Origin of the sequence: Thermoactinomyces sp. FSL K6-2592 (genome assembly GCF_038006465.1) — a bacterium.
In the GTDB taxonomy this organism is placed as follows: Bacteria; Bacillota; Bacilli; order Thermoactinomycetales; family Thermoactinomycetaceae; genus Thermoactinomyces; species Thermoactinomyces vulgaris.
On sequence record NZ_JBBOVH010000001.1, the window covers coordinates 1 to 21,598 of the forward strand.

Consider the following 21,598-nt stretch of genomic DNA (forward strand, 5'->3'; position numbering starts at 1 on the left):
CGCTTTATGTTTGCCGCTCTCTCGCGGCGACAAATACGATATTATCACCTTCACCGACATAAGTCAACACTTTTTTTAAAAATAAAATCGAAAAAAATGGCGGGGACCTCAAAATCCCCGCGACCAAGCGGCCAACTCAATCCATTTCATATCTTTTCCCATTGATTTCAAAACTGGAAGAGATCCGGGCATTTAATGAATTGGAAACCGAGCAATACTTCTCAACGGAAAGCTGTACAGCCCGACGGACTTTTTCTTCGGGAAGATCCCCTTTTAACACATAATGCATGTGCACTTTGGTGAAGCGGCGGGGATGATCTTCTGCCCGTTCCCCTTCCACCTCCATTGCGAATCCTTCCACATTCAAACGCATCTTCCGCAGAATATCGACAATATCAATCGCGGAACAGGTTCCTACTGCCGACAAAACCATTTCTGTCGGTCGGGGGCCTTTGTTTTCCCCGCCGACTTCCGGTGCGGCATCCATTGTCACCGTATGTCCGGACGGCGTTTCCGTTTCAAACCGCATCTTTCCTTGCCATGTCACATTCACTTTCATTTCTATTCCTCCTAGGATATTCCATATATAATCAAGGCCGCCTCAACAACAGCCGCTAAAAACAGCAGCACCACAATGGCCGTAAGATTGGGCACCAGCCGGCTTCGAATCCTTTTCCATTCAGCAATGCTGGCCTGCATCCGTTCGCTTGAAAAGACCGATAAAACCCGCCTCAACACGGCCATTCCCAAATGAATCCCCAAACCGGCAGCCATAAACAATGCCGGCAATTCCATGATACCATGGGGCAAGATCGACTGGACAAAGATGGCCCAGGGATTTTGTCCCGAATCATGGGATGCGACGTAAAGGGTGGTTCCCAACAGCATTCCGTTCATCAGCATGGCCGAAAAGGGATAGATTCCGAAAAACAAAGCGCCCAATAAAATGATCATCATCGTGGCAAACAAGTTATTCAGAAAGATCGAGACAAATGCATTCAAAAACGTCGGCTGACTTTGGATGGATTGCACCACTTTTTCAATTTCCTCAAACACCCCGGCTTGTTTCAGAAAGGTTGTCAACGAATCCCCTTGGAAGTAACCGGTCACGGCACTGGTGACAAACACGACAGCCATCATCGTAAAATATCTTCTTTCTTCGCGAATGGCGGACCACCACTTTTTCATATTTCCACTCCTTTTTATGGACAAACAATCATAACCCTCGTCCTCACGCATACATTTAGGATAGATGTTGATTCGGGGGAGGGACCGACACAATGAATTTTTTTCTTGTGCTTTCAGGCAAACGTCTGAAACGGAGTATTCTTATCCTTCTTGTTCTATTCTTTGCAGCCGGGATCTTTTATGCGGAAAACAAAAACATTCAGGTCTTTGTACCGCTGGATCCGGGCCCGTCTGCGATTTACAGCGTTGACACAGATAAAAAACAAATCGCCTTAACCTTTGATATCAGCTGGGGGGAAGAACGCACCGGCCCCATTTTGGACGTTTTGGAACAAAAAGGGCTGAAAAAAGCGACGTTCTTCTTATCTTCTCCGTGGGCAGAAAGCCATCCCGACCTGGTCAAACGGATTGTGAACATGGGGTATGAAATCGGAAGCCACGGTCACCGGCATGATAACTACAGCCAATACAACGAAGAACAAATTCGCACTCAAATTTTAAAAGCAGACCAGATTTTGCAAAAAGCCACAGGCAAAAAACCGAATCTGATCCGTTTTCCGAACGGGGACTTTGACAAAAGGGTCCTCAAGATTGCCGACAGTCTCGGTTATAAAACCATCCAATGGGACACCGATTCCCGCGACTGGATGAATCCCGGGAAAGATGAAATTGTCAAACGTGTTTTAACCAAAGCCCATCCCGGAGACATCGTTTTGTTGCACGCCAGCGATTCTTGTCGCCAAACCCACGAAGCTTTGCCGGAAATCATTGACGGGTTGCGATCGAAAGGATATGAATTTGTCACGGTGTCTGAATTGATCTCCGGCTCCGAGGTGGATACCCAATCCGTTGAATAACGTTGCACCTACATAAGCATAGCATAAGATCAGCGTTTTCCCCATGAAAAAAGAGTCGATTCCGTTCGCTTGAACGGCAACCGACTCCTTTATTTTTTCTTTTTCTGTTTATGGGTGTTTTTTGCACCGGCCTTCGTGCTCTTGGCAAACTTCCCCTTCTTCCCCCTTTCAGCGGGCGAAGGTTGCACCCACCGGTGCAGCTGCAAAATTTGCCATGCATTGCAAACCAGAAGGACCAACACCGTGTGCATTATGATCAGAAGCGGGACTTCCCCTTCCTTGGGATTGATGGAAGGAATCGCTTCAATCGTTGTTGCGGCGATGACAAAAAAAAGCGTGGGTATGTATGCGCTTTGATTCGTCCACTTTTGTTTCAGGCCGGCAATCAGGATGGCCGACAAAACAATGACCGTGGGAACGAGCAAGTGGAGCCAGAATTCTTCTCCCTGATATTTCGCGAAATTCAAGTACAGCAAATTTCCGGTCAGAATCAGGATCAATAAAAGCATCACCGTGTCATAAACTGTCTTTTTTCTTAACAATCCCTTGGCCAACCAATTAAACACCAGATAGGCAAAGAAGCCGAGTTCCGCAACGGCCGCCAGGGTCAAGCCAAGCAAAAGCTGACTGGTCAAGGAACCGAACAACACTTCACCCGCCGCCTGTTCAAAAAGAAAACCCAAAATAATTGCCGTAACACATCCGAGGATCAGTGTCGAGAAAAACCAATAAATCAATTTCCTTAAAGTCATAACGGTCTCTCCTGTTTTGTTTTCTTAACCGATTGTACCAAAATTGATTCTGATTTGACAGTCAGGCATAAAGCCTCCGGCAAACTCGCATATTAAAAAAGAGTAAGCTCGCGAAACGGAGGAACAAAGAAGATGCAGAAGATAAAATGGATCGTAGCAATCATCCTTCCTGTGTTGACGGTCGTATCATGCAGTTCCAATCAGTCCCAGCCATCCGAGCCGGATTATCAAAAAATCAAGGAAATCACGCTGGACGTATTGCATACGGGAGAAGGAAAAAAAGTGCTGGAGGATCTGATGCAGGAGCCTGAATTCAAACAAAAAATCATGATGAAATCGCAAGAAATGGAAAAGGCTCTGGCCCAATCCCTTACCGATGCCAAAATGAAAAAAGAGTGGGAAACCATTTTGCAAAAGCCGGAAGTGGCCAACAATTTGTTTCAGGTCACGGAAGAACAAAACAAAAAGCTGATGAAAACCTTGTTGAAAGACCCGGAATATCAAAAAATGCTGATCGAGATCTTCAAAGATCCGCAAATGTCCAATCAAATCCTGCAAATCCTGAAAAGCCAGCAATACCGGGAAGAAACCAAAAAAATCATGGAAGAACTGATCCAAGTGCCGAGCATCCAGAAAAAGCTCGGTGAACAAGCCCAAAGCAAAAAACAAGACAGTCAAGAAGGCGGCGGTGAAGACGAAGGCGAACAAGGTGGCGGCGGCAATCAGGAAGGCGGACAGTCCCAACAATAATGAAGAGGCGGTGAAAACCGCCTCCCGTTATCCGGCAACCGGTGCCTTTTCCAACAATTTTTCAGCCAAATCCCCGTACCTTTTGCCATTGGGGTGATCGGCATCATAGATCGCCGGGGCAAAATCCGGATCATCCATGTCTTTATACTCCGGAGCCCCGAGCGGAATCTGGGCCAACAGATCCACTTTTAACTCTTCGGCCAACTTCTTGCCTCCGCCGTGGCCGAAGACGTATTCCCGCTCCCCGTATTTATTTTGGTACCAGGACATGTTCTCGACGACACCGAGAAGCTCATGTTTGGTCGTATTCAGTGCCATGGCGCCTGCCCGTGCAGCAACAAACGCCGCCGTTGCGTGGGGAGTCGTCACGAGGATTTCTTTGCTTTGCGGGATCATTTGGTGAATGTCCAGCGCCACGTCCCCCGTTCCCGGAGGCAAATCGATCAACAAATAATCAAGGTCTCCCCAGTAAACTTCACTGAAGAAGTTTCTCAGCATTTTCCCCAACATGGGTCCGCGCCAAACCACCGGCGAATTGTCTTGAACAAAAAATCCCATGGACATGACTTTCACGCCGAAACGTTCCACAGGCAAAATCATCTCACCAATCACCACGGGACGCGTTTCGATGCCCATCATGTCCGGAACGCTGAATCCGTATATATCGGCATCAATAATGCCCACTTTTTTCCCTTTCCGGGCCAATGCCACGGCCAGATTCACGGTCACGGTCGATTTTCCGACACCGCCTTTTCCGCTGGACACGGCGATAAACTGCGTGTTGGAGGAAGGATCCAACAACGGGGGAACCTGGCTCTGGCGGTCTTTCTGTCCTTCCTGGCGCAAACTTGCCGCCAGTTTTTGCCGTTCTTCATCTGTCATCGATCCGAAGCACACATTCACCTTTTCGGCTCCCAGCTGATAAATGGCCTTCTCCACATCTTCCTGGATTTTAAATTTTAAAGGGCAACCCTGAATGGTCAAAATTACATCCAGCGAAACTTCTTTCCCTTTTATCCGGATATTTCGAATCATGTCCAATTCGACAAGACTTCGGTTAATTTCAGGATCTTTCACATTTTTTAATGCTTCTAATATTTTTTCCTGGGTTAGCATGGCTGACACCTCAATCGAAAGCGATTTCTTGTCCATTATAACACACTACTGATCAACGATTGGAGGTGGTTCTTTTCCTGTGTAATATTGGAGAATCCCCAGATAAATGGATGCCGCCACTTTTTTTTGGTACTCCGGCTGCGACAAAAGTTCGGCTTCCGCGGGGTTGGACAAAAACCCAACCTCCACCAAAGCCGTCGGAACCGGGGAATGATTCAAAATATACACATCCCCTTTTTGTTTCGCCAAACGCTTGGTGTTGCCCAGCTGTTTCACCAATTCAGACTGGATAAAAACCGCCAGCCTTTTGTTTTCTTCTTTCGCTGGATGATAGAACGTTTGGGCTCCTGACCATCTGGGCGAAGGAATGGCATTCAAATGGATGCTGATCAAAGCATCCGCTTTTTTCTCTTTGACCAAATGAATCCGGCGCATGAGATCCTCTGCTTTCCGGGAACGGAGCCTGCCTGTGTCCGGGGAAGCCAGATCCCGGTCACTCTCCCGGGTCAGATAAACCAAGGCCCCTGCTTCTTGCAAATAATCCCGCAAATAAAAAACCATTTGCAATGTGATGTCTTTTTCGATGAGCCCGGACTCGCTGACCGCTCCTCCGTCCGCTCCCCCGTGCCCGGCATCCAATACAATGACTTTTCCGTTTAATGGCATGGACCATGTGGATACAATAAGATTTTTCGACATGAAAAACAAAGCCGGCAACAGGAGCAAAAGCAAAACGATTCCCGCCCACACCCAATGTTCTTTCAACCATTTTTCCATCCATTTCGCCTCACTTGATTAAACCTGTCTATCTTCATGTATATGGGCGAAACGGACAGTTATGTACAAACCATCGCTCACTCACTCCAGCCTTGCTGGAACCAGATGCGGCTCAATTCTTCCAGCAAAATCATCACCGATTGCACATTCCATTCATCCAACCACCGGAAGATGGAAAATTCCTTCACCAGTTGATCCGTCAATTGGCGGCATATTTTTTCGCGGTTGGTGATAAAAACATCCACCGGGTCGTTTTGGGTGACGATCAGGCAAAGCGATTCGGACAGAGAAATCGTTTTCTGCTCCGGTTGGTTGTTTTGGGGAGTACGGGAAGCAGCATCAACCGGTTGGGAAAACGTCACTTTTCGCCTCCCCGCCTTTTTCCGCTCGATCATCCCGGCCGCATATGATTCAAAAACCATGCGGTACACCAATTCCAACAACATAATTTTGCGCAACTCGGGCCAATAATGGGTAAACGGGTCTACAAAATCTTCCTTGATTTTTTTCAATTGGGACCAGGGAAACTGATTCAATGCTTTTAACCGAATTTGTTCTTCTCTTTTAATCTGCCATTCATCCCAGTAAAAAATTTGTGCCACCGGTGGTTTGCTCCTTTGTCCAAACTCTCTTTTTCTTCATTCTTGACAAAGAAACGTAAGAAAAAACAAGAACCGGGAAAGAACAGCAGATTGCCTCCGGAAAGAAAAGCGGATCCAACCTCTGTGGATTCCGGGCAAACCATCCTGGCTCAGCCGAAAGTGACATCCAAAATCATCATCACAACAAAACCGACCATCAAGCTCATGGAGGCCAGGTCTTTATTCCCTCTTTCCTGCGAGCTTGGAATCACTTCTTCCGCCACCACAAAGATCATCGCGCCCGCCGCAAAACCTAAGGCATAGGGCAACAGCGACCCGATGAACGTGACAAAAAATGCGCCGATGACGGCGGCAACGGGTTCAACCATTCCCGAGAACTGTCCGTAGAAAAAACTCTTTCTGCGGGACATTCCTTCTCCCCTGAGCGGCATGGAAACCGCAATTCCTTCGGGGAAATTTTGGATTCCAATCCCGACGGCAAGTGTCACGGCGGCTGCCAGAGAAGCTTCCGTTCCCCCGCCTGCGATGGAGCCGAAAGCAACCCCCACCGCCAGTCCCTCGGGAATGTTGTGCAACGTGATGGCAAGCACCAACAAGGTGCTTTTTTTCACTTCCTTTGAAAAATAACCTTCCGCTTGGCCGAGGGGCGCGTTTGGGTGGAGATGGGGCAATATTTTATCGATGGCCCCCCAAAAAAACCCGCCGGCCATAAAACCGGTTGCCGCCGGGAACCAATCGGCAATCGCATGGCCCCGGGACATTTCAATGGCCGGGGACAACAGCGACCAATAACTGGCGGCAATCATCACGCCTCCTGCAAACCCCAACATGCTGTCCATCAACTTTTCGTTGAACGTCTTGGTAAAAAAAACCAGAGAAGCTCCCAATGCGGTCATGAACCAGGTGAACAACGTGGCAATCAAAGCCTGCATCACCGGATGAAGAGCATAAAACGCGTCAAACATGGCGAAAAGCAAACTCCTTTATGCGTTTTACTTAATAAATCCCCGAAAAATCATGAAGGTATTCCTGCTTTAACAAAGAACAAACACCGATGTTCCACACAGAAACCTTTTGTTTGAAGAAGAATTTAATGATAAAACCGTCTCTCAATTTTTTGTTTTATGCCGTGAGGAGGGAAATGCAATGTCGGGGATTCAAGCGGTAATTTTTGACTTGGATGGCACACTGATTGACAGCGAGCCCAATTATTTTGAAGCGGAGAAAAAGTTGTTGGCGGAATACGGAATCACCGGTTTTGACTTTGAGATGAAAAAGCCGTATGTGGGCATCAGCACAAAAGAAATGCTGGAAGATTTGAATAAAAAGTACCCTTTTTCAGATCCCGTCGATGTGTTGATCGAGAAAAAGAACAGGGTTTACACACGTTTTTCCTGTAATGAAAAAGTTTTTGCACATCCTTCAGGAAAACAAGGTTCCATTGGCCCTGGTTTCGGGGTCTTCACCGGACATCATTGAGGAGATCTTGTCGGTGACCCGGTTGTCCACTTTCTTCGATGCGGTGGTTTCTTCGGAAAATGTCAAGAAAGGCAAGCCGGAACCGGATGTGTTTTTGGAAGCCGCCAGACAGCTCGCCATCCGCCCGGAACAATGTTTGGTGGTGGAGGATTCCCCATACGGGGTTGAGGCCGCCAAACGGGCCGGAATGTATTGTGTGGCGATTCCTTATCTGGCGGAAGAGCCTTTGCCTGACGGTTTCCAAAAAGCCGATTACCTTGTCAAAGAGGGAATGCGCTGTTTTTCGGCTGAAAAAACTTTTGCGTGGTTGAGACAAATCGCCATTCTTCATGAGAAATCAAAGGGAACTCCTTTGGAGCAAGGAAGTTCTTTTAATACGTTCCCCTGATTTCCATCTTTCCGAAGCCATCAGTAAGGATCCGCTTCATGGCTTTTCTGCACGGCTTCTTTGGTTGCCTGGTTGGCGGAAAGCGTCCCTTGGCCAAATTTGGTGCGTCCGGCTTCACGTCCCGGCAGCGTGATTTTTTCCCTTTCTTGCTTTGCCAACTCTTTCATTTTCTTTTCAATTCCTTTCTTCACACGACGTCCGTAATCTTCGTCCGCCTTTGTAAAGTGTTCAATCATTGCATCCTGAATCCGCTTGTCACAAACCGCAAGCGCATCCGACAAGTTTTTGATCAATTCGTCACGCTCCCAGTCTTCAAAACTCCGGTATGTCTGTCCCGCTTGTCCGTAATCGTTTGTACGCTCAATCGGTGCACTCATTGCGGCTGCATTGTACATCGGCTGATGCGGAACGCTTCCTTCTCTGGCGGCTTCTTCCAGCCCCCCCAGCAAAGAAGGTTCGTAATTGATATGCGGATTTCCACCGGATTCACGGGGGTCACGGCGATCCATTTGACCCCGGTGCTGATTGGTTCGGATCGGAACCCTCGGGGCATTCACCGGTAATTGTAAATAGTTGGCCCCGATGCGGTAACGCTGGGTGTCCGAATAAGAGAACGTGCGTCCTTGCAACATTTTATCGTCGGAAAAATCCATTCCGTCCACCAGCACTCCGGTTCCGAACGCCGCCTGTTCAATCTCTGCATGAAAGTCCACCGGGTTTCGGTTTAGCACAAGCCGGCCGACTGGCAGCCACGGGAACTGATCCTCCGGCCAAAGCTTTGTGACATCCAGTGGATCAAAATCAAGTTCGGGATGGTACCCGTCCTCCATGATTTGGACAAACAACTCCCATTCGGGATAATCTCCCCGCTCGATGGCTTCATACAGATCTTGTGTCGCATGTTCCACGTTTTTCGCCTGGATTATTTCCGCCTCTTCCTGCGTCAGGTTTCGGATTCCTTGTTTTGGTTCCCAGTGATACTTCACCAGAACCGCTTTTCCTTTGTCATTGACCCATTTGTACGTATTTACCCCGGAACCTTGCATGTGCCGGTATGTTGCGGGAATCCCCCATGGGGAAAAGAGAAACGTAATCATGTGAATGGATTCCGGTGAACGGGCAACAAAATCAAACATCCGTTGAGGATTTGGCACATTGGAAACAGGATCCGGTTTAAAAGCGTGAATCATGTCCGGAAATTTCATGGGATCACGGATAAAGAAAATTTTAAGATTGTTCCCGACCAAGTCCCAGTTCCCATCCTCCGTATACATTTTCACTGCAAATCCGCGTGGGTCCCTGGCTGTTTCCGGTGATCCTTTTGCACCGGCCACGGTGGAAAAACGAACCAATACGGGGGTTCTTTTTCCCGCTCCGGAAAACACTTTGGCACGGGTATACTTTTCAACCGGTTCATCCCCTACTTTCCCGTAGGTTTCAAAATATCCAAATGCTCCGGTGCCACGTGCATGCACCACCCGTTCCGGAACTTCTTCCCGGTCAAAGTGAGAGATCTTTTCGATGAAATGATAATTTTCAAGGGTTGCCGGTCCCCGGTTTCCAATCGTTTTAATGTTTTGATTGTCAAAAACCGGATGCCCTTGGCGGGTGGTCAGTATTCCGCGAACGATTTTATGATTCATATCATCTTTCCCAGACAAATCAAGCTCCTCCTTTGAAAATGGATTCACCCCTATTTTCAATCCAAACCGAATTTTTATTCGCTTTCATCCATGCTGCGGCCATTGTCGTAAAAACCGGAAAAGGAATGGAAAACACGGCGGCTGCCACCGCCTTGGCCATCGAGAAGTACCATCCTGTTGCCATCATCAACCAAGGAACCGATCCATTCACATGGAAACCGATGGACCAGATGGCCTCGGAAGGCAGTGCCGGGGAAGTCAAGAGCGCGGAAAAGATCCGTTATTATGAAGACGATCCGAAATTGCTGAAAGCGGCTCTGTCCGTCAAAGACAAATACAAAAACGGCAAAGTGGTGGAAGGCACCATCGGTTCGGCCGACCTTTGGAACAATGAGGTGAACCGGATCCAATAGTATCATGAAAAATACGGAACCTCCGTCGAGGAAATGGAAAGCGCCTCCGCCGCGCAAATTGCCGATGCCTATGGGGTTCCGTTCTTGGGTATGTCCAACAATAAGACAAACGCGGGAAAATACCACCTTGATACCGCTGAAACCTTGTGTATCATGTGGTAAACGAATATATTTCCACGCTGAAAAACAAATAATCCCGTTGTGAAAGAGGCGTATGGATGGTTATTTCACCCACAGGCCTCTTTCTCTTAAGTGTCCATCACCGACTTCCCTCCGTTTCCCCATATATCGCAAAAGGAGAATCAATGATGAACAAACCCCGGATTTACCAAATGAGTTTTTCAAAAATTGATCCCCTGTATGTAAAAAAAAAGCGGAGAAAAAAAGGACAAACCAAAGAAGAAGTCGATGAAATCATCCGTTGGTTGACAGGATAACGCCAAGAAGAATTAGAGGCGCACTTGGAAAAACAAACTGACCTTGAGACCTTCTTTTTGGAAGCTCCTCAATTGAATCCTTTGCGGTTCTTGATCAAAGGGGTGATCTGCGGTGTCCGGGTGAAAGACATCGAAGAACCAACAATGCAGGAAATTCGCTACTTGGATAAACTGATCGATGAGTTGGCCCGTGGAAAATCAATGGAGACCATTTTGCGCACATGAAAAACGAAGAAGCACTGATTCCAAAAAGGAGCAGTGTTTCTTCGTTTTGGTTTGAATGTAAAAAACCCTTTCCCGGACAATTCGGGAAAGGGCCTTGTAAACGTTGAGATATAAAGCTTAACGTTTGGAGAATTGGGGTGCACGGCGAGCGCCTTTGAGACCGTATTTTTTACGCTCTTTCATCCGTGGGTCACGTGTCAGGAAACCGGCTTTTTTCAAAGCTGGACGAAGTTCCGGATCAACTTTCAACAAAGCCCGTGCAATTCCGTGACGAATGGCTCCGGCTTGTCCTGTGAAGCCGCCGCCATGAACATTGACCAGAACATCATAACGATCTTGTGTATCCGTCAGCACCAACGGTTGGCGAACAATGGCTTTCAAGGTTTCCAAACCAAAATAATCATCAATGCTGCGGCCGTTGATCACGATTCGTCCATCTCCGGCAACGAGGCGAACTCGAGCGACCGATTCCTTACGGCGACCGGTTCCGTAAAATTGAACTTGTGCCAAATCGGTTACCTCCTTTTATTATCCACGCAGTTCCCACTCAACCGGCTGTTGTGCCTGATGAGGATGCTCGGAACCTGCATATACTTTTAATTTTTTGAGTTGCTTGCGACCAAGGCTTCCTTTTGGAAGCATTCCTTTGACTGCCAATTCGATCATACGTTCCGGATGTTTGTCACGCATTTCGTGTGCCGGAGTCGCTTTCAATCCGCCCGGATAACGGGAATGGCGGTAATAGATCTTTTTGTTCCATTTTTTACCGGTCAATTCAATTTGACTTGCATTGATCACAATCACGAAATCCCCGGTATCGACATGCGGGGTAAACTCAGGCTTATGTTTTCCGCGAAGCAATGCCGCAACTTCCGATGCCAAACGACCCAAGGTTTTGCCTTTGGCATCAACCACATACCACTTCCGTTCCACTTCATTGGGTTTCGCCATATAGGTGGTACGCATCCGTATTCCCTCCTCTATCAACAAACGGTAAACCGTTAATCATTTTCAAGTTTTAGAAGCATTTATCAGTGACTGATTTTGCGCCGAACATAACTCCACCGGGGCATGGAGTGGAAAATACCAAGCGTTATAATATCGCAAATGAGGTGCGATGTCAAGAAGGAGACGCGGTGGGATCGGAATTTTTCCAAGGTGTATAGCCGACTTTGACCAGGACCAGTCCTTCCGGCGGAAACGTGGGTCCCGCTTTTTGCCGGTCTTTTGCCAGAATGATTCCGGGAACCGCCTCCGGCCGGATTCTCCCTTTCCCGACTTCCACCAGCGTCCCTGCGATAATCCGCACCATATTATAAAGAAAACCGTTGCCGGTCACTTCGATGGCCAATCCGCCCGGCTCCTTTTCCAAGCGGCATTGGTAAATCGTGCGGACCTTATCTTCGATCTCGGTTTTGGCGGAACAAAAAGAGGTGAAATCATGGGTGCCCACCAGATGATCCGCCGCATCCTGCATTTTCCCCACATCCAACGAAACCGGGACATGAGTGCGAAACCGGCGCTCAAACAAATCGGGGATCGGCCTCAAATCCAACCGGTAGCGGTATGTTTTCCACTTTGCGCTTTTTCGGGCATGAAAGTCCATGGGGACTTCTTCCGCCGAAAGGGCCAATACATCCCGCGGCAAGGTACGCCTTAAGATATAAGGATATTTTTCAACCGGGATCGGACTGGAAGTCATAAAATGACAAACTTGGTGAAGGGCGTGAACCCCCGCATCGGTCCTGCCGGAACCATGAACCGAAACCGCCTCACCGGTCATCTTCCGCAATGCTTCTTCCAGTGTCCCTTGAATCGTTCTTTGTCCAGGTTGGCTTTGAAAACCGGAAAAATCCGTTCCGTCGTAAGCGATGACCAGTTTAATCTTTTTCAATCCGGGCTTTGCACCTCCCTATTGGCGAAAAATCCACACAATGCCCCCCAACAGGATCAAAACGGCAACCAGCCACCCATCCCTCCAGGTGAGCTGAAGCCGGCGCCATTTCGTTCTCCCTTCCGCTCCCCGGTAACATCTGGCTTCCATGGCCAGTGCCAGATCTTCCGCTCTCCGAAAAGAAGACACAAATAACGGGATGAGGATCGGAAAATATTTTTTCAACCGTTTCAGCAGATTCCCCTCTCCAAAATCCACTCCGCGCGCCATTTGCGCCTTGCGGATTTTCTCCGTTTCCTCCCACAGCGTCGGGATGAACCGGAGTGCGATGGACATCATCAAAGCCAATTCATGTGCGGGAACCCTGACTTTTTTAAACGGAGACAAAATCTTTTCAATCCCGTCCGTCAAGTCCATCGGAGACGTCGTAAACGTGAGCAGCGAAGCAATGGCGACAAGCAAGGAAAGCCGGCTGGCAATGATCCCGGCTTGGCGGATGCCCTCTTCATAAACGGTGATGAAAGAAAAAGACAAGACCACATCCCCGCCTTTGTTCATCCATAAATGCAAAAAGGAAGACAACAGAATGATCCAAAGGACGGGTTTCAGTGCGCTGAAAAAAAGCTTGTATGAAATCCCGGCCGCACGGACGGCGGCAAGCGTGAACAAAAGGAACACTATGCTCGGCAAAACAGCTTCCAAAAAGAAAACATAAATCATAAAGACAAAAACAAATCCCAGTTTGGCCCGGGGATCCAGCCGGTGAACAAAAGAATCGCCGGGAAAATAGGACCCCACCACAAACCCTTTCATTTTGCATTCACCCCGGAAGCAAACCGTTTTTCCAAAGCTTTTTCAAGCGCATCCAAGGTAAAAATGGATAAAGGAAGCGGCGGATCCAGTTTCCGGTTCATTTTCAGGATCAACTGCGTGACATACGGCAATGCCAAAGAAAGTTCCTGCCACTTTTGCTCCCGGCTGAACACTTCTTCCGGCGTTCCGGACAAGACCAGCTTTCCATCTGCCAGCACAAACACCCGGTCGGCACAGCGCACGACGTGATTCATGTCATGGGTCACCAGGACAATGGTTTTCCCCTGCTGATGCAGCTTTTTAAGCAAAGCAAACAGCTCTTCTTCCCCTTCCGGATCCAATCCGGCCGAGGGCTCGTCCAGAATCAGTATATCCGGTTCCAAGGCCAAGACCCCGGCAATCGCCACCCTCCTCATCTGTCCGCCGCTTAAGTGAAAAGGAGAACGATCGCATAATTCCGGCGCAAGCCCGACCAAGTCCATGGCCCATCGGACCCGGCGACTTCGTTCCGGTTCCTCCACCCCCCGGTTTTTCAAGCCGAAGGCAATATCAGCCGCTACGGTTTCCGCAAATAACTGGTGTTCCGGATATTGAAAAACCAACCCGACATGCCGTCTGAGGGCCGATCCCGATTGGCTCCGGGCGTCCCAAACCAGGTCCCCCACCTGGACGTGTCCCGCACTGGGGCGGATCAGCCCGGCGATACACTGGATCAATGTCGATTTTCCAGAGCCGGTTCCACCGACCACAGCAGCAAAACTCCCTTTCGGAATGCGAAGGCAAACCCGGGACAAAGCTTCTCTCTCAAAAGGAGTATTCGGCAAATATTTCACGCTCAGGTCTTGGATAACAATCTCCATATTTCACTCACCAGATCTTCTTTGCCGGTGATCTCTCCCAGCGGCCAGCCTTTTTTCTGGAGCCGGTGTTTCAACTCCACTTCGAGCGGAACCGCCAAACCCCATTGTTTCAAACAATGTGCCCGGGGATACAATTGCTTCACCGGTTGATCCAACTTGCATTCTCCCTGATGCATGACAATCACTCGATCCGCCTGAAAAGCTTCTTCCGCGGAGTGGGTGATGTGAATAATGGTGGTTCCCCGATCATTTAACGATTGCATCAAATGGAGCAACGTCCTCCGTCCAACCGGATCAAGCATGGACGTGGATTCATCAAAAATGATCACATCCGGTTCCAACACCAGCACTCCGGCAATGGCCAATCTTTGCTTCTGTCCGCCCGAAAGGTGATGGGGCTGGACACGTTCCAACCCCTGAAGTCCGACCGCTTTCACCGCTTGATCGATTTTGTTTTTCATTTCCGCACGCGGAACACCGATATTTTCCAATCCAAAGGCAATATCGTCTTCCACGGATGTCGCAACGATTTGGTTATCCGGGTTTTGAAACACCATCCCGACTTTCCGGCGGATATTCCACAGATCTTCTTCCGACCGGGTATCCATGTCCGCCACCCGGACCCGGCCCTTTACCGGAAGCAACAATCCGTTTGCCAACCGGGCCAGTGTGGACTTGCCAGAGCCGTTACCCCCGACAATGCTCACATATTCCCCGGAACCAATGGAAAGCGAGACATCTTTCAACACCCAAGGGGAATCTGATTCCTGTTCATAACGAAACCATACTCGTTCATACTGAATGATCGGTTCCATTTTTTCTCCTTAAAAGAAAAAAGGGTAAACGTCAGGACCAAGTGCTGGATCCTGCCTCACCCTTTCCAACAAAAAAAGATTATTTTACCAATTCAAGGAAGACCATGGGTGCACCGTCTCCACGGCGAGGTCCTAATTTGAGAATGCGTGTGTAACCACCATTCCGGTCTTCATAACGGGGAGCAATCTCATCAAACAGCTTTTTCACTGCGTTCACTTTTTGATGTGTGACTTCTTCTCCCTCTTTCACCGTGTAAGAACGATCGGTACGCACATAGGCAGCGGCTTGACGACGTGCGTGCAAATCGCCGCGCTTTCCGAGCGTAATCATTTTTTCAACGATCGAGCGCACTTCTTTTGCTTTTGCTTCCGTGGTTTCGATGCGTTCATGAATGATCAGATCGGTAACCAAGTCACGAAGCATTGCTTTGCGTGCGCTGCTGTTTCTGCCAAGTTTTGCGTATGCCATGCTTTTCCCTCCCCCTTCAGAGATTAGTCTTCTTTACGCAAAGACAAACCAAGCTCAGCCAATTTGCTTTGTACTTCTTCCAAAGATTTGCGTCCAAGGTTACGCACTTTCATCATGTCTTCTTCCGTTTTTTGCGTCAGTTCCTGAACCGTATTAATGCCGGCCCGTTTCAGACAGTTATAAGAGCGAACCGAAAGGTCGAGCTCTTCGATTGTCATTTCCATGACTTTTTCTTTCTTGTCTTCCTCTTTTTCAACCATGATTTCCGCGTCTTTTGCTTCTTCGGTCAAGCCGACAAACAACATGAGATGTTCGTTCAGGATTTTCGCACCAAGGCTTACCGCCTCGTCCGGTTTCAAGCTTCCATCGGACCATACTTCCAATGTCAGCTTATCATAGTTGGTGACTTGTCCAACCCGTGTGTTCTCCACTTGGTAGTTAACCCGTTCAATCGGCGTGTAGATCGAATCGACCGGAATCACACCAATCGGTTGATCTTCACGTTTGTTTTTATCAGCAGATACATATCCGCGGCCACGATTCGCCGTCATCCGAATGCGCAAATGAGCATCATCACTCAATGTGGCAATGTGCAAATCCGGGTTTAAAATTTCCACATCGCTGTCCGCGCGAATGTCGCCTGCGGTTACATCTCCAGGGCCTTCCACATCGATCTCCAAGATTTTTTCTTCATCCGAATGAATCTTCAGAGCCAACTGCTTCAAGTTTAAAATAATTTCCGTCGTATCTTCCACAACTCCGGGAATTGTGGAAAACTCATGCAATACCCCATCTATCTGGATGGAATTAACGGCCGCTCCTGGCAATGAAGAGAGCAGGACACGGCGCAGAGAGTTGCCCAGGGTAGTGCCGTATCCGCGTTCAAGAGGTTCCACCACAAATTTTCCATATCGATGATCTTCACTGATCTCCACAGCTTCGATCTTCGGCTTTTCAATTTCAATCATACGGCTCACAAACCCTCCTTCAGAACGTCGCGTTCCGGGCGAAATCCAACCTCATGATTGCACGGATTTGGTATAACAGGATAAAAGAATTAGTCTTATCCAGTATACACCATCTCATGCAAAAATAAACAATGGAACAGATTGGAAGCAAAAATTAAACACGGCGACGTTTCGGCGGACGACATCCATTGTGAGGGATTGGTGTTACGTCTTTGATCAGACTTACTTCCAAACCTGCCGCTTGCAAAGAACGAATCGCTGCTTCACGACCTGCTCCCGGCCCTTTCACCAGAACATCCACAGATTTCATTCCGTTTTCCATCGCTACTTTCGCAGCTTGTTCCGCAGCCATTTGAGCTGCAAAAGGCGTGCTTTTACGGGAACCTTTGAATCCCATCGTACCGGAGCTTGCCCATGCAACGGTGTTTCCGCGCGGATCGGTAATTGTTACGATGGTGTTGTTAAAAGTGGAACGAATGTGAGCCGTACCGGCTTCAATGTTTTTTCTTGCACGGCGTTTGACACGTTGAGTTGTCGTTTTACGTTTAGCCACAATTTTCCCTCCTTGCTATTCTTATTTTTTCTTGTTCGCTACAGTGCGGCGAGGACCTTTGCGTGTGCGTGCATTCGTTTTGGAGCTTTGACCGCGAACAGGCAGCCCGCGACGATGACGAATTCCGCGATAACATCCGATTTCGATCAACCGTTTGATGTTTAATGCCACTTCACGACGAAGATCCCCTTCGATGACCAGGTTTTTGTCAATGAAGCTGCGCAATTTTGCTACTTCATCTTCCGTCAGGTCACGAACCCGGGTATCCGGATTAACACCCGTCTCTTTCAAAATTCTTTTCGATTGGGAACGACCGATTCCGTAGATATAAGTGAGGGCAATTTCTACGCGTTTTTCACGTGGTAAATCGATTCCGGCAATACGCGCCATACTTTACACCTCCCGTCATTAACCTTGTTTTTGCTTATGCTTCGGATTTTCACAAATTACCATGACTGCCCCTTTGCGACGAATCACTTTGCATTTTTCGCAAATGGGCTTCACTGAAGGTCTCACTTTCATTTCAGCACCCTCCTGTCTTAAGCGTCTTTCAGCAACTGCTCACAGGTCTTTACTTGTAACGATAAGTGATCCGTCCACGGGATAGATCATAAGGAGAAAGTTGAACAGTTACTTTGTCTCCCGGCAAAATACGAATAAAGTGCATGCGAATCTTTCCGGAGACATGGGCCAGAACTTCATGACCATTTTCCAACTCTACACGAAACATCGCATTCGGTAAAGGTTCTTTTACAATCCCTTCTACCTCGATCACATCTTCTTTGGCCATCGATTCACACTCCTTTATGCTCTTTCTTGAGCAAATATTGGTTCAGGGCGTATCGTAACTTCGCATTATCCACTCGACGATACTTTTTTAAATCAGCTGCGATCTCCTGATTAATCGTATTCGTCACTTGAATGTGCTTGACATTCTTCTTTTTCGGGCATTCCATCTTTCGCCGGTCCCCGTCCGCCAGAAGAACGAAATACGGTTCTTGACAGCCGACCACGATTGCGAAGTTCCCTGCATCACGTCCGCGCAAAATGCGTACAATCTGTCCGGGACTCGGGAGACAATCCACATCTGTCACGTCCATCACCCTTCACCTGGATTACGCTTTGGTCAGAATCTCATAGCCGTCATCTGTGATCGCGATGGTATGCTCAAAGTGCGCGCAGAGAGAACCATCCACCGTTACGACCGTCCAATTGTCAGAAAGTGTTTTGACAAACCGTTTCCCATAGTTGACCATCGGCTCGACCGCAATGGTCATTCCGGATTTCAAACGGGGGCCTTTTCCGGAAATCCCGTAATTCGGGATGCTCGGACCTTCATGTAAGTTCCGGCCCACACCATGCCCGACATACTCCCGTACGATGGAAAAACCGGCTTCTTCAGCAACGGTCTGGATGGCATGCGAAATATCACCCACTCTGGCCCCGGCTTTGGCCTGCTCCAGTCCTTTATATAAAGATTCTTCCGTAACCTTCAGCAATCTTTCCGCTTCCGGACTGATCTTTCCAACCGGATAAGTCCAAGCCGAATCTCCGTGATATCCTTCATAACATGCACCGATATCCAGAGAGATAATATCTCCTTCTTTTAATTCGCGGTTTCCAGGAATCCCGTGTACCAACTCATCGTTGACGGATGTGCAGATACTGCCTGGAAAGCCATTATACCCCTTAAAGGAAGGCGTCGCACCATATCCGCTAATCACTTTTTCCGCCAGCCGGTCAAGCTCTTTGGTGGTAATCCCGGGCTGAATGGCCTTTTTTAACTCCTGATGAGTCAAATATACGATCTTTCCGGCTTCTCTCATGCGTTCGAGTTCATTGGCCGATTTGATGATAATCATGACTTCGCCCCTCGAATCACGGACATAATCTCTTTGGTTACATCTTCGATCGGCTGCTTCCCATCGACACGATGAAGTTTGCCAGTTGATTCATAATAACGCAGTAACTTTTGGATCTGCTCCATGTTGATTTTGAGACGTTCTTTCACTGTCTCAATTTTGTCATCATCCCGCTGGTAAAGTTCTCCGTTGCAGCGGTCACAAACTCCATCCACTTTTGGCGGAGCAAAAACGACATGATAAGTCGCGCCACACTCGCGGCAAATGCGTCGACCCGTCAGACGTTTCAGGAGTTCCTCCTCATCAACATCAATATAAATCACATAATCGATGGGACGATTCAACTCTTTCGTCAATTCATCCAGTGCTTCAGCTTGCGGAACCGTTCTGGGAAAGCCATCCAACATAAATCCGTTTGCACAATCATCTTTGCCCAAACGTTCACGCACAATACCGATCGTCACCTCATCAGGGACCAATTTTCCCTGATCCAGGTAAGTTTTTGCCTCCAGGCCAAGCGGCGTTTCCTCTTTCACTGCCTGGCGGAACATATCTCCGGTCGAAATATGCGGGATCTTCAACTCATCAATAATGTGCGCTGCTTGCGTCCCTTTCCCGGCCCCGGGTAAGCCCATGAGTACAATATTCATCAATATCCCTCCCGGTTCAACTGTCTACGGGTTTGGTCCGCACTTACAGAGAAAAATGGATTTGCATGCCCATATCATAGCCCCGGAAATCAATCCGGGGGATGGACAATGCTCATTTATGCATAAACCCTTTATAATGGCGTCTGATCAACTGACTTTCGATCGTTTTCATCGTTTCAAGTGCCACACCGACCACGATGAGAAGCGAGGTTCCACCAATCTGAACGGTACTGGGCAGACCCGAAAAGTTGATGAAAAAGATCGGCAAAATGGATACGGCTGCCAAAAACACAGAACCTGTCAAGGTTAAGCGATTCATCACCTTGGTCAGGTAGGTCGAAGTGTTTTTTCCAGGCCGGATCCCCGGAATAAAGCCGCCATTTTTCTTCATCTGATCAGCCAATTGAATCGGATTGATTTGCACGAAAGTGTAAAAATAAGAGAATCCGATGATCAGGATGACGTACAGAACCATTCCCAAACCAAATTGGGTGTAGGTGAAATTGGCCTGAATCCAATCAGCAACCGGATGTCCTTGCCAGAAGCTGGCGATCGTCACCGGGAACATGAGCAAAGCCAGTGCAAAGATCACCGGAATCACGCCGGCTGCATTGATTTTCATCGGAATGTGCGTCGACTGACCGCCGTACATTTTACGGCCAACCACCCGTTTGGTGTACTGTACCGGAATTCTGCGGACACCTTGTTGAATGTAAATGACCCCGATCACAACCAGGATCACGACCAGCAAAATTCCAACGGCTTTCAAAATTCCAAGGAACAGTTGGTCTTCCTGAACAAACAATGTGTTGTAAATCGCACCCACATGAGACGGGATGGCAGCCACAATTCCGGCAAAAATCAAAATGGAAATTCCATTTCCGATTCCTTTTTCCGTGATTTGTTCGCCCATCCACATCAAAAATGCGGTACCCGCTGTCAGTGTGAGAGAAATCAAAGCATAGGACCAAACGCTTTGGTCTTCAATAAAGCCGGTAATATAACGGTTGAAACCAATGGACAATCCGATGGATTGAATCAATCCCAACACAATCGTAAAGTAGCGGGTAAACTGTGCCAATTTACGGCGACCCACTTCACCTTCCTTCGCCCATCGTGCAAAGGCCGGAATGACATCCATCGTCAAAAGTTGCACAATGATCGAAGCAGTGATGTAGGGCATAATCCCCATCGCAAAAATGGAGAAGTTCGTGAAAGCTCCCCCGGAAAACGCATTGATGAGACCAAAAACACCTTGTGCTTGATCCATCAACATTTGGAGAGCCTCGGCGTTAGTGTTCGGAACCGGAATAAAACTTCCGATCCGAAATATCACTAACATCATCAAAGTATATAAAATACGCCGACGAAGATCTTCCACCTTAAAGATATTGCCCAGGTTCCGAATCATTAGATTACCTCCGTCGCTCCACCAGCGGCGTTAATTTTCTCCTGCGCTGAAGCAGAGAATTTGTGAGCTTTTACAGTCAGCTTTTTCTCCAGTTCGCCATTGCCAAGAACTTTCAATCCGCTTTTCAGGTTTTTAACAACGCCTTCTTTAACCAAGAGTTCCGGTGTCACAACGGTTCCTTCTTCAAAACGGTTCAACGTGTCCAAGTTGACGATCGCGTATTCCACACGATTCGGGTTTGTAAAACCGCGTTTCGGCAAGCGGCGGTAAATCGGCATTTGACCCCCTTCAAAACCAGGGCGTACACCGCCACCAGAACGTGCATTTTGTCCTTTTTGACCACGTCCCGAAGTTTTTCCCTGACCCGCTGCAATACCACGTCCAAGGCGTTTTTTCGCTTTACGAGCGCCGGTAGCTGGTTTTAATTCATGCAATTTCATCCCTCGCACCTCCTCTTCAGCATGTCATCCCAAAATCACTCATTGATTTCTTTGACTTCTACCAGGTGTTGCACCTTGTTCAACATCCCGCGAATCGCCGGATTGTCTTGATGCGTAACGGTTTGTTCACGTTTTTTCAAACCCAGCGTACGCAAGGTTACGCGTTGGCTTTCCGGGCGGCCGATCATGCTGCGCTTGAGGGTAATCGCCAGTTTTTTAGCCATGGTCATCCCCTC

At 48.2% G+C, this 21,598-nt stretch carries 30 protein-coding genes and 2 pseudogenes; 6 read left to right on the forward strand and 26 right to left on the reverse strand.

Features of this window, described 5'->3' with window-relative positions:
• Positions 1–136 precede the first annotated feature (136 nt).
• Together NYE37_RS00005 and NYE37_RS00010 are read right to left on the reverse strand one after the other, a co-directional pair.
• Positions 137–559 (reverse strand): OsmC family protein, encoded by a 423-nt coding sequence (locus tag NYE37_RS00005; RefSeq protein WP_037997891.1) that lies wholly within the window; start codon positions 557–559, stop codon positions 137–139.
• Positions 560–570: 11 nt separating this feature from the next.
• Positions 571–1,188, reverse strand: coding sequence for a stage II sporulation protein M (locus NYE37_RS00010; RefSeq protein ID WP_037997894.1), 618 nt, complete (start codon positions 1,186–1,188; stop codon positions 571–573).
• Between the two features lie 92 nt (positions 1,189–1,280).
• Here NYE37_RS00010 and pdaB point away from each other — a divergent pair, with 92 nt between their 5' ends.
• Complete coding sequence (pdaB, locus tag NYE37_RS00015; RefSeq protein ID WP_037997897.1) at positions 1,281–2,045, forward strand: polysaccharide deacetylase family sporulation protein PdaB; 765 nt, start codon at positions 1,281–1,283, stop codon at positions 2,043–2,045.
• Positions 2,046–2,134: 89 nt separating this feature from the next.
• Here pdaB and NYE37_RS00020 read toward each other — a convergent pair whose 3' ends face one another.
• Positions 2,135–2,797 (reverse strand): KinB-signaling pathway activation protein, encoded by a 663-nt coding sequence (locus NYE37_RS00020; RefSeq protein ID WP_049720828.1) that lies wholly within the window; start codon positions 2,795–2,797, stop codon positions 2,135–2,137.
• Between the two features lie 132 nt (positions 2,798–2,929).
• Here NYE37_RS00020 and gerD point away from each other — a divergent pair, with 132 nt between their 5' ends.
• On the forward strand, positions 2,930–3,547 hold the full coding sequence (gerD, locus tag NYE37_RS00025) for a spore germination lipoprotein GerD (protein ID WP_037997903.1): 618 nt from the start codon (positions 2,930–2,932) through the stop codon (positions 3,545–3,547).
• Positions 3,548–3,574: 27 nt separating this feature from the next.
• On the opposite strand, the gene NYE37_RS00030 is transcribed toward gerD, so the two are convergent.
• The 4 genes from NYE37_RS00030 to NYE37_RS00045 form a co-directional block, all read right to left on the reverse strand.
• Complete coding sequence (locus NYE37_RS00030) at positions 3,575–4,663, reverse strand: Mrp/NBP35 family ATP-binding protein (RefSeq protein WP_049720827.1); 1,089 nt, start codon at positions 4,661–4,663, stop codon at positions 3,575–3,577.
• 45 nt (positions 4,664–4,708) lie between these two features.
• Complete coding sequence (cwlD, locus tag NYE37_RS00035; RefSeq protein ID WP_037997909.1) at positions 4,709–5,440, reverse strand: N-acetylmuramoyl-L-alanine amidase CwlD; 732 nt, start codon at positions 5,438–5,440, stop codon at positions 4,709–4,711.
• Positions 5,441–5,517: 77 nt separating this feature from the next.
• Positions 5,518–6,042, reverse strand: a complete 525-nt coding sequence (locus NYE37_RS00040; protein WP_037997911.1) for a hypothetical protein — start codon at positions 6,040–6,042, stop codon at positions 5,518–5,520.
• A gap of 149 nt (positions 6,043–6,191) precedes the next feature.
• Positions 6,192–7,007 (reverse strand): ZIP family metal transporter, encoded by an 816-nt coding sequence (locus NYE37_RS00045; RefSeq protein ID WP_198051075.1) that lies wholly within the window; start codon positions 7,005–7,007, stop codon positions 6,192–6,194.
• 181 nt (positions 7,008–7,188) lie between these two features.
• Between NYE37_RS00045 and NYE37_RS00050 the strand changes: the two genes are divergently transcribed.
• Positions 7,189–7,521, forward strand: a complete 333-nt coding sequence (locus NYE37_RS00050; RefSeq protein WP_069201566.1) for an HAD family hydrolase — start codon at positions 7,189–7,191, stop codon at positions 7,519–7,521.
• A complete protein-coding gene (locus NYE37_RS00055; RefSeq protein WP_198051076.1) occupies positions 7,442–7,909 on the forward strand; it encodes an HAD family hydrolase in 468 nt (155 codons plus the stop codon). Before NYE37_RS00050 ends, NYE37_RS00055 begins: the two co-directional genes overlap by 80 nt.
• 20 nt (positions 7,910–7,929) lie before the next feature.
• Here NYE37_RS00055 and NYE37_RS00060 read toward each other — a convergent pair whose 3' ends face one another.
• The gene (locus tag NYE37_RS00060; protein WP_198051090.1) at positions 7,930–9,552 is read right to left on the reverse strand and encodes a catalase; all 1,623 of its coding nucleotides are present in this window, start codon (positions 9,550–9,552) and stop codon (positions 7,930–7,932) included.
• A gap of 101 nt (positions 9,553–9,653) precedes the next feature.
• Between NYE37_RS00060 and NYE37_RS00065 the strand changes: the two are divergent.
• Both NYE37_RS00065 and NYE37_RS00070 read left to right on the forward strand, forming a co-directional pair.
• A pseudogene (locus tag NYE37_RS00065) lies at positions 9,654–10,159 on the forward strand (5'-methylthioadenosine/S-adenosylhomocysteine nucleosidase); the annotation flags it as partial.
• Between the two features lie 114 nt (positions 10,160–10,273).
• Positions 10,274–10,627: pseudogene (locus tag NYE37_RS00070) on the forward strand (DUF2200 domain-containing protein).
• Between the two features lie 117 nt (positions 10,628–10,744).
• Here NYE37_RS00070 and rpsI read toward each other — a convergent pair.
• From rpsI to rpmD, 18 genes are all read right to left on the reverse strand, one after another.
• Positions 10,745–11,137, reverse strand: coding sequence for a 30S ribosomal protein S9 (rpsI, locus tag NYE37_RS00075; RefSeq protein ID WP_037998380.1), 393 nt, complete (start codon positions 11,135–11,137; stop codon positions 10,745–10,747).
• Between the two features lie 18 nt (positions 11,138–11,155).
• On the reverse strand, positions 11,156–11,593 hold the full coding sequence (rplM, locus tag NYE37_RS00080; protein ID WP_037998383.1) for a 50S ribosomal protein L13: 438 nt from the start codon (positions 11,591–11,593) through the stop codon (positions 11,156–11,158).
• 154 nt (positions 11,594–11,747) lie between these two features.
• On the reverse strand, positions 11,748–12,521 hold the full coding sequence (gene truA / locus NYE37_RS00085) for a tRNA pseudouridine(38-40) synthase TruA (protein ID WP_037998387.1): 774 nt from the start codon (positions 12,519–12,521) through the stop codon (positions 11,748–11,750).
• A gap of 18 nt (positions 12,522–12,539) precedes the next feature.
• The gene (locus NYE37_RS00090; protein WP_049720824.1) at positions 12,540–13,334 is read right to left on the reverse strand and encodes an energy-coupling factor transporter transmembrane component T family protein; all 795 of its coding nucleotides are present in this window, start codon (positions 13,332–13,334) and stop codon (positions 12,540–12,542) included.
• The gene (locus NYE37_RS00095) at positions 13,331–14,194 is read right to left on the reverse strand and encodes an energy-coupling factor transporter ATPase (RefSeq protein WP_198051077.1); all 864 of its coding nucleotides are present in this window, start codon (positions 14,192–14,194) and stop codon (positions 13,331–13,333) included. Before NYE37_RS00095 ends, NYE37_RS00090 begins: the two co-directional genes overlap by 4 nt.
• Positions 14,170–15,009, reverse strand: coding sequence for an energy-coupling factor transporter ATPase (locus tag NYE37_RS00100; RefSeq protein WP_037998351.1), 840 nt, complete (start codon positions 15,007–15,009; stop codon positions 14,170–14,172). Before NYE37_RS00100 ends, NYE37_RS00095 begins: the two co-directional genes overlap by 25 nt.
• Before the next feature lie 79 nt (positions 15,010–15,088).
• On the reverse strand, positions 15,089–15,478 hold the full coding sequence (gene rplQ / locus NYE37_RS00105; RefSeq protein WP_037998354.1) for a 50S ribosomal protein L17: 390 nt from the start codon (positions 15,476–15,478) through the stop codon (positions 15,089–15,091).
• A 23-nt stretch (positions 15,479–15,501) separates the two neighbouring features.
• A complete protein-coding gene (locus tag NYE37_RS00110) occupies positions 15,502–16,446 on the reverse strand; it encodes a DNA-directed RNA polymerase subunit alpha (protein WP_049720822.1) in 945 nt (314 codons plus the stop codon).
• 154 nt (positions 16,447–16,600) lie between these two features.
• On the reverse strand, positions 16,601–16,999 hold the full coding sequence (rpsK, locus tag NYE37_RS00115) for a 30S ribosomal protein S11 (RefSeq protein WP_037997801.1): 399 nt from the start codon (positions 16,997–16,999) through the stop codon (positions 16,601–16,603).
• Between the two features lie 21 nt (positions 17,000–17,020).
• Complete coding sequence (gene rpsM, locus NYE37_RS00120) at positions 17,021–17,389, reverse strand: 30S ribosomal protein S13 (RefSeq protein ID WP_037997804.1); 369 nt, start codon at positions 17,387–17,389, stop codon at positions 17,021–17,023.
• An 18-nt stretch (positions 17,390–17,407) separates the two neighbouring features.
• Entirely contained in the window at positions 17,408–17,521 is a 114-nt protein-coding gene (gene rpmJ / locus NYE37_RS00125) for a 50S ribosomal protein L36 (protein WP_022738894.1), read from the reverse strand.
• 49 nt (positions 17,522–17,570) lie between these two features.
• Positions 17,571–17,789, reverse strand: coding sequence for a translation initiation factor IF-1 (gene infA / locus NYE37_RS00130; protein ID WP_037997807.1), 219 nt, complete (start codon positions 17,787–17,789; stop codon positions 17,571–17,573).
• Between the two features lie 4 nt (positions 17,790–17,793).
• Complete coding sequence (locus NYE37_RS00135; protein ID WP_037997809.1) at positions 17,794–18,099, reverse strand: KOW domain-containing RNA-binding protein; 306 nt, start codon at positions 18,097–18,099, stop codon at positions 17,794–17,796.
• Positions 18,100–18,114: 15 nt separating this feature from the next.
• Positions 18,115–18,861 carry a type I methionyl aminopeptidase gene (map, locus tag NYE37_RS00140; RefSeq protein ID WP_037997812.1) on the reverse strand — a complete coding sequence of 249 codons (747 nt, stop codon included), beginning with the start codon at positions 18,859–18,861 and terminating at the stop codon, positions 18,115–18,117.
• The gene (locus NYE37_RS00145) at positions 18,858–19,511 is read right to left on the reverse strand and encodes an adenylate kinase (RefSeq protein ID WP_037997815.1); all 654 of its coding nucleotides are present in this window, start codon (positions 19,509–19,511) and stop codon (positions 18,858–18,860) included. The genes map and NYE37_RS00145 overlap by 4 nt, the downstream gene beginning before the upstream one ends.
• 112 nt (positions 19,512–19,623) lie before the next feature.
• Positions 19,624–20,922 (reverse strand): preprotein translocase subunit SecY, encoded by a 1,299-nt coding sequence (gene secY / locus NYE37_RS00150; RefSeq protein ID WP_037997819.1) that lies wholly within the window; start codon positions 20,920–20,922, stop codon positions 19,624–19,626.
• The gene (gene rplO / locus NYE37_RS00155) at positions 20,922–21,362 is read right to left on the reverse strand and encodes a 50S ribosomal protein L15 (protein ID WP_037997821.1); all 441 of its coding nucleotides are present in this window, start codon (positions 21,360–21,362) and stop codon (positions 20,922–20,924) included. The genes secY and rplO overlap by 1 nt, the downstream gene beginning before the upstream one ends.
• A gap of 35 nt (positions 21,363–21,397) precedes the next feature.
• Positions 21,398–21,586, reverse strand: a complete 189-nt coding sequence (gene rpmD / locus NYE37_RS00160) for a 50S ribosomal protein L30 (RefSeq protein WP_037997822.1) — start codon at positions 21,584–21,586, stop codon at positions 21,398–21,400.
• Positions 21,587–21,598: the final 12 nt, after the last annotated feature.

Coding starts and splice junctions, on each gene's coding strand:
- rplQ (WP_037998354.1), bottom strand. CDS start 15,478: ATGGCATACGCAAAACTTGGCAGAAACAGCAGCGCACGCAAAGCAATG.
- NYE37_RS00005 (WP_037997891.1), bottom strand. CDS start 559: ATGAAAGTGAATGTGACATGGCAAGGAAAGATGCGGTTTGAAACGGAA.
- NYE37_RS00090 (WP_049720824.1), bottom strand. CDS start 13,334: ATGAAAGGGTTTGTGGTGGGGTCCTATTTTCCCGGCGATTCTTTTGTT.
- rpmD (WP_037997822.1), bottom strand. CDS start 21,586: ATGGCTAAAAAACTGGCGATTACCCTCAAGCGCAGCATGATCGGCCGC.
- NYE37_RS00010 (WP_037997894.1), bottom strand. CDS start 1,188: ATGAAAAAGTGGTGGTCCGCCATTCGCGAAGAAAGAAGATATTTTACG.
- NYE37_RS00060 (WP_198051090.1), bottom strand. CDS start 9,552: ATGAATCATAAAATCGTTCGCGGAATACTGACCACCCGCCAAGGGCAT.
- NYE37_RS00095 (WP_198051077.1), bottom strand. CDS start 14,194: ATGGAGATTGTTATCCAAGACCTGAGCGTGAAATATTTGCCGAATACT.
- NYE37_RS00055 (WP_198051076.1), top strand. CDS start 7,442: ATGAAAAAGTTTTTGCACATCCTTCAGGAAAACAAGGTTCCATTGGCC.
- pdaB (WP_037997897.1), top strand. CDS start 1,281: ATGAATTTTTTTCTTGTGCTTTCAGGCAAACGTCTGAAACGGAGTATT.
- rplO (WP_037997821.1), bottom strand. CDS start 21,362: ATGAAATTGCATGAATTAAAACCAGCTACCGGCGCTCGTAAAGCGAAA.
- secY (WP_037997819.1), bottom strand. CDS start 20,922: ATGATTCGGAACCTGGGCAATATCTTTAAGGTGGAAGATCTTCGTCGG.
- rpmJ (WP_022738894.1), bottom strand. CDS start 17,521: ATGAAAGTGAGACCTTCAGTGAAGCCCATTTGCGAAAAATGCAAAGTG.
- NYE37_RS00135 (WP_037997809.1), bottom strand. CDS start 18,099: ATGGACGTGACAGATGTGGATTGTCTCCCGAGTCCCGGACAGATTGTA.
- cwlD (WP_037997909.1), bottom strand. CDS start 5,440: ATGGAAAAATGGTTGAAAGAACATTGGGTGTGGGCGGGAATCGTTTTG.
- rpsM (WP_037997804.1), bottom strand. CDS start 17,389: ATGGCGCGTATTGCCGGAATCGATTTACCACGTGAAAAACGCGTAGAA.
- rplM (WP_037998383.1), bottom strand. CDS start 11,593: ATGCGTACCACCTATATGGCGAAACCCAATGAAGTGGAACGGAAGTGG.
- NYE37_RS00100 (WP_037998351.1), bottom strand. CDS start 15,009: ATGGAACCGATCATTCAGTATGAACGAGTATGGTTTCGTTATGAACAG.
- gerD (WP_037997903.1), top strand. CDS start 2,930: ATGCAGAAGATAAAATGGATCGTAGCAATCATCCTTCCTGTGTTGACG.
- NYE37_RS00145 (WP_037997815.1), bottom strand. CDS start 19,511: ATGAATATTGTACTCATGGGCTTACCCGGGGCCGGGAAAGGGACGCAA.
- NYE37_RS00050 (WP_069201566.1), top strand. CDS start 7,189: ATGTCGGGGATTCAAGCGGTAATTTTTGACTTGGATGGCACACTGATT.
- infA (WP_037997807.1), bottom strand. CDS start 17,789: ATGGCCAAAGAAGATGTGATCGAGGTAGAAGGGATTGTAAAAGAACCT.
- NYE37_RS00110 (WP_049720822.1), bottom strand. CDS start 16,446: ATGATTGAAATTGAAAAGCCGAAGATCGAAGCTGTGGAGATCAGTGAA.
- NYE37_RS00020 (WP_049720828.1), bottom strand. CDS start 2,797: ATGACTTTAAGGAAATTGATTTATTGGTTTTTCTCGACACTGATCCTC.
- map (WP_037997812.1), bottom strand. CDS start 18,861: ATGATTATCATCAAATCGGCCAATGAACTCGAACGCATGAGAGAAGCC.
- NYE37_RS00030 (WP_049720827.1), bottom strand. CDS start 4,663: ATGCTAACCCAGGAAAAAATATTAGAAGCATTAAAAAATGTGAAAGAT.
- NYE37_RS00045 (WP_198051075.1), bottom strand. CDS start 7,007: ATGTTTGACGCGTTTTATGCTCTTCATCCGGTGATGCAGGCTTTGATT.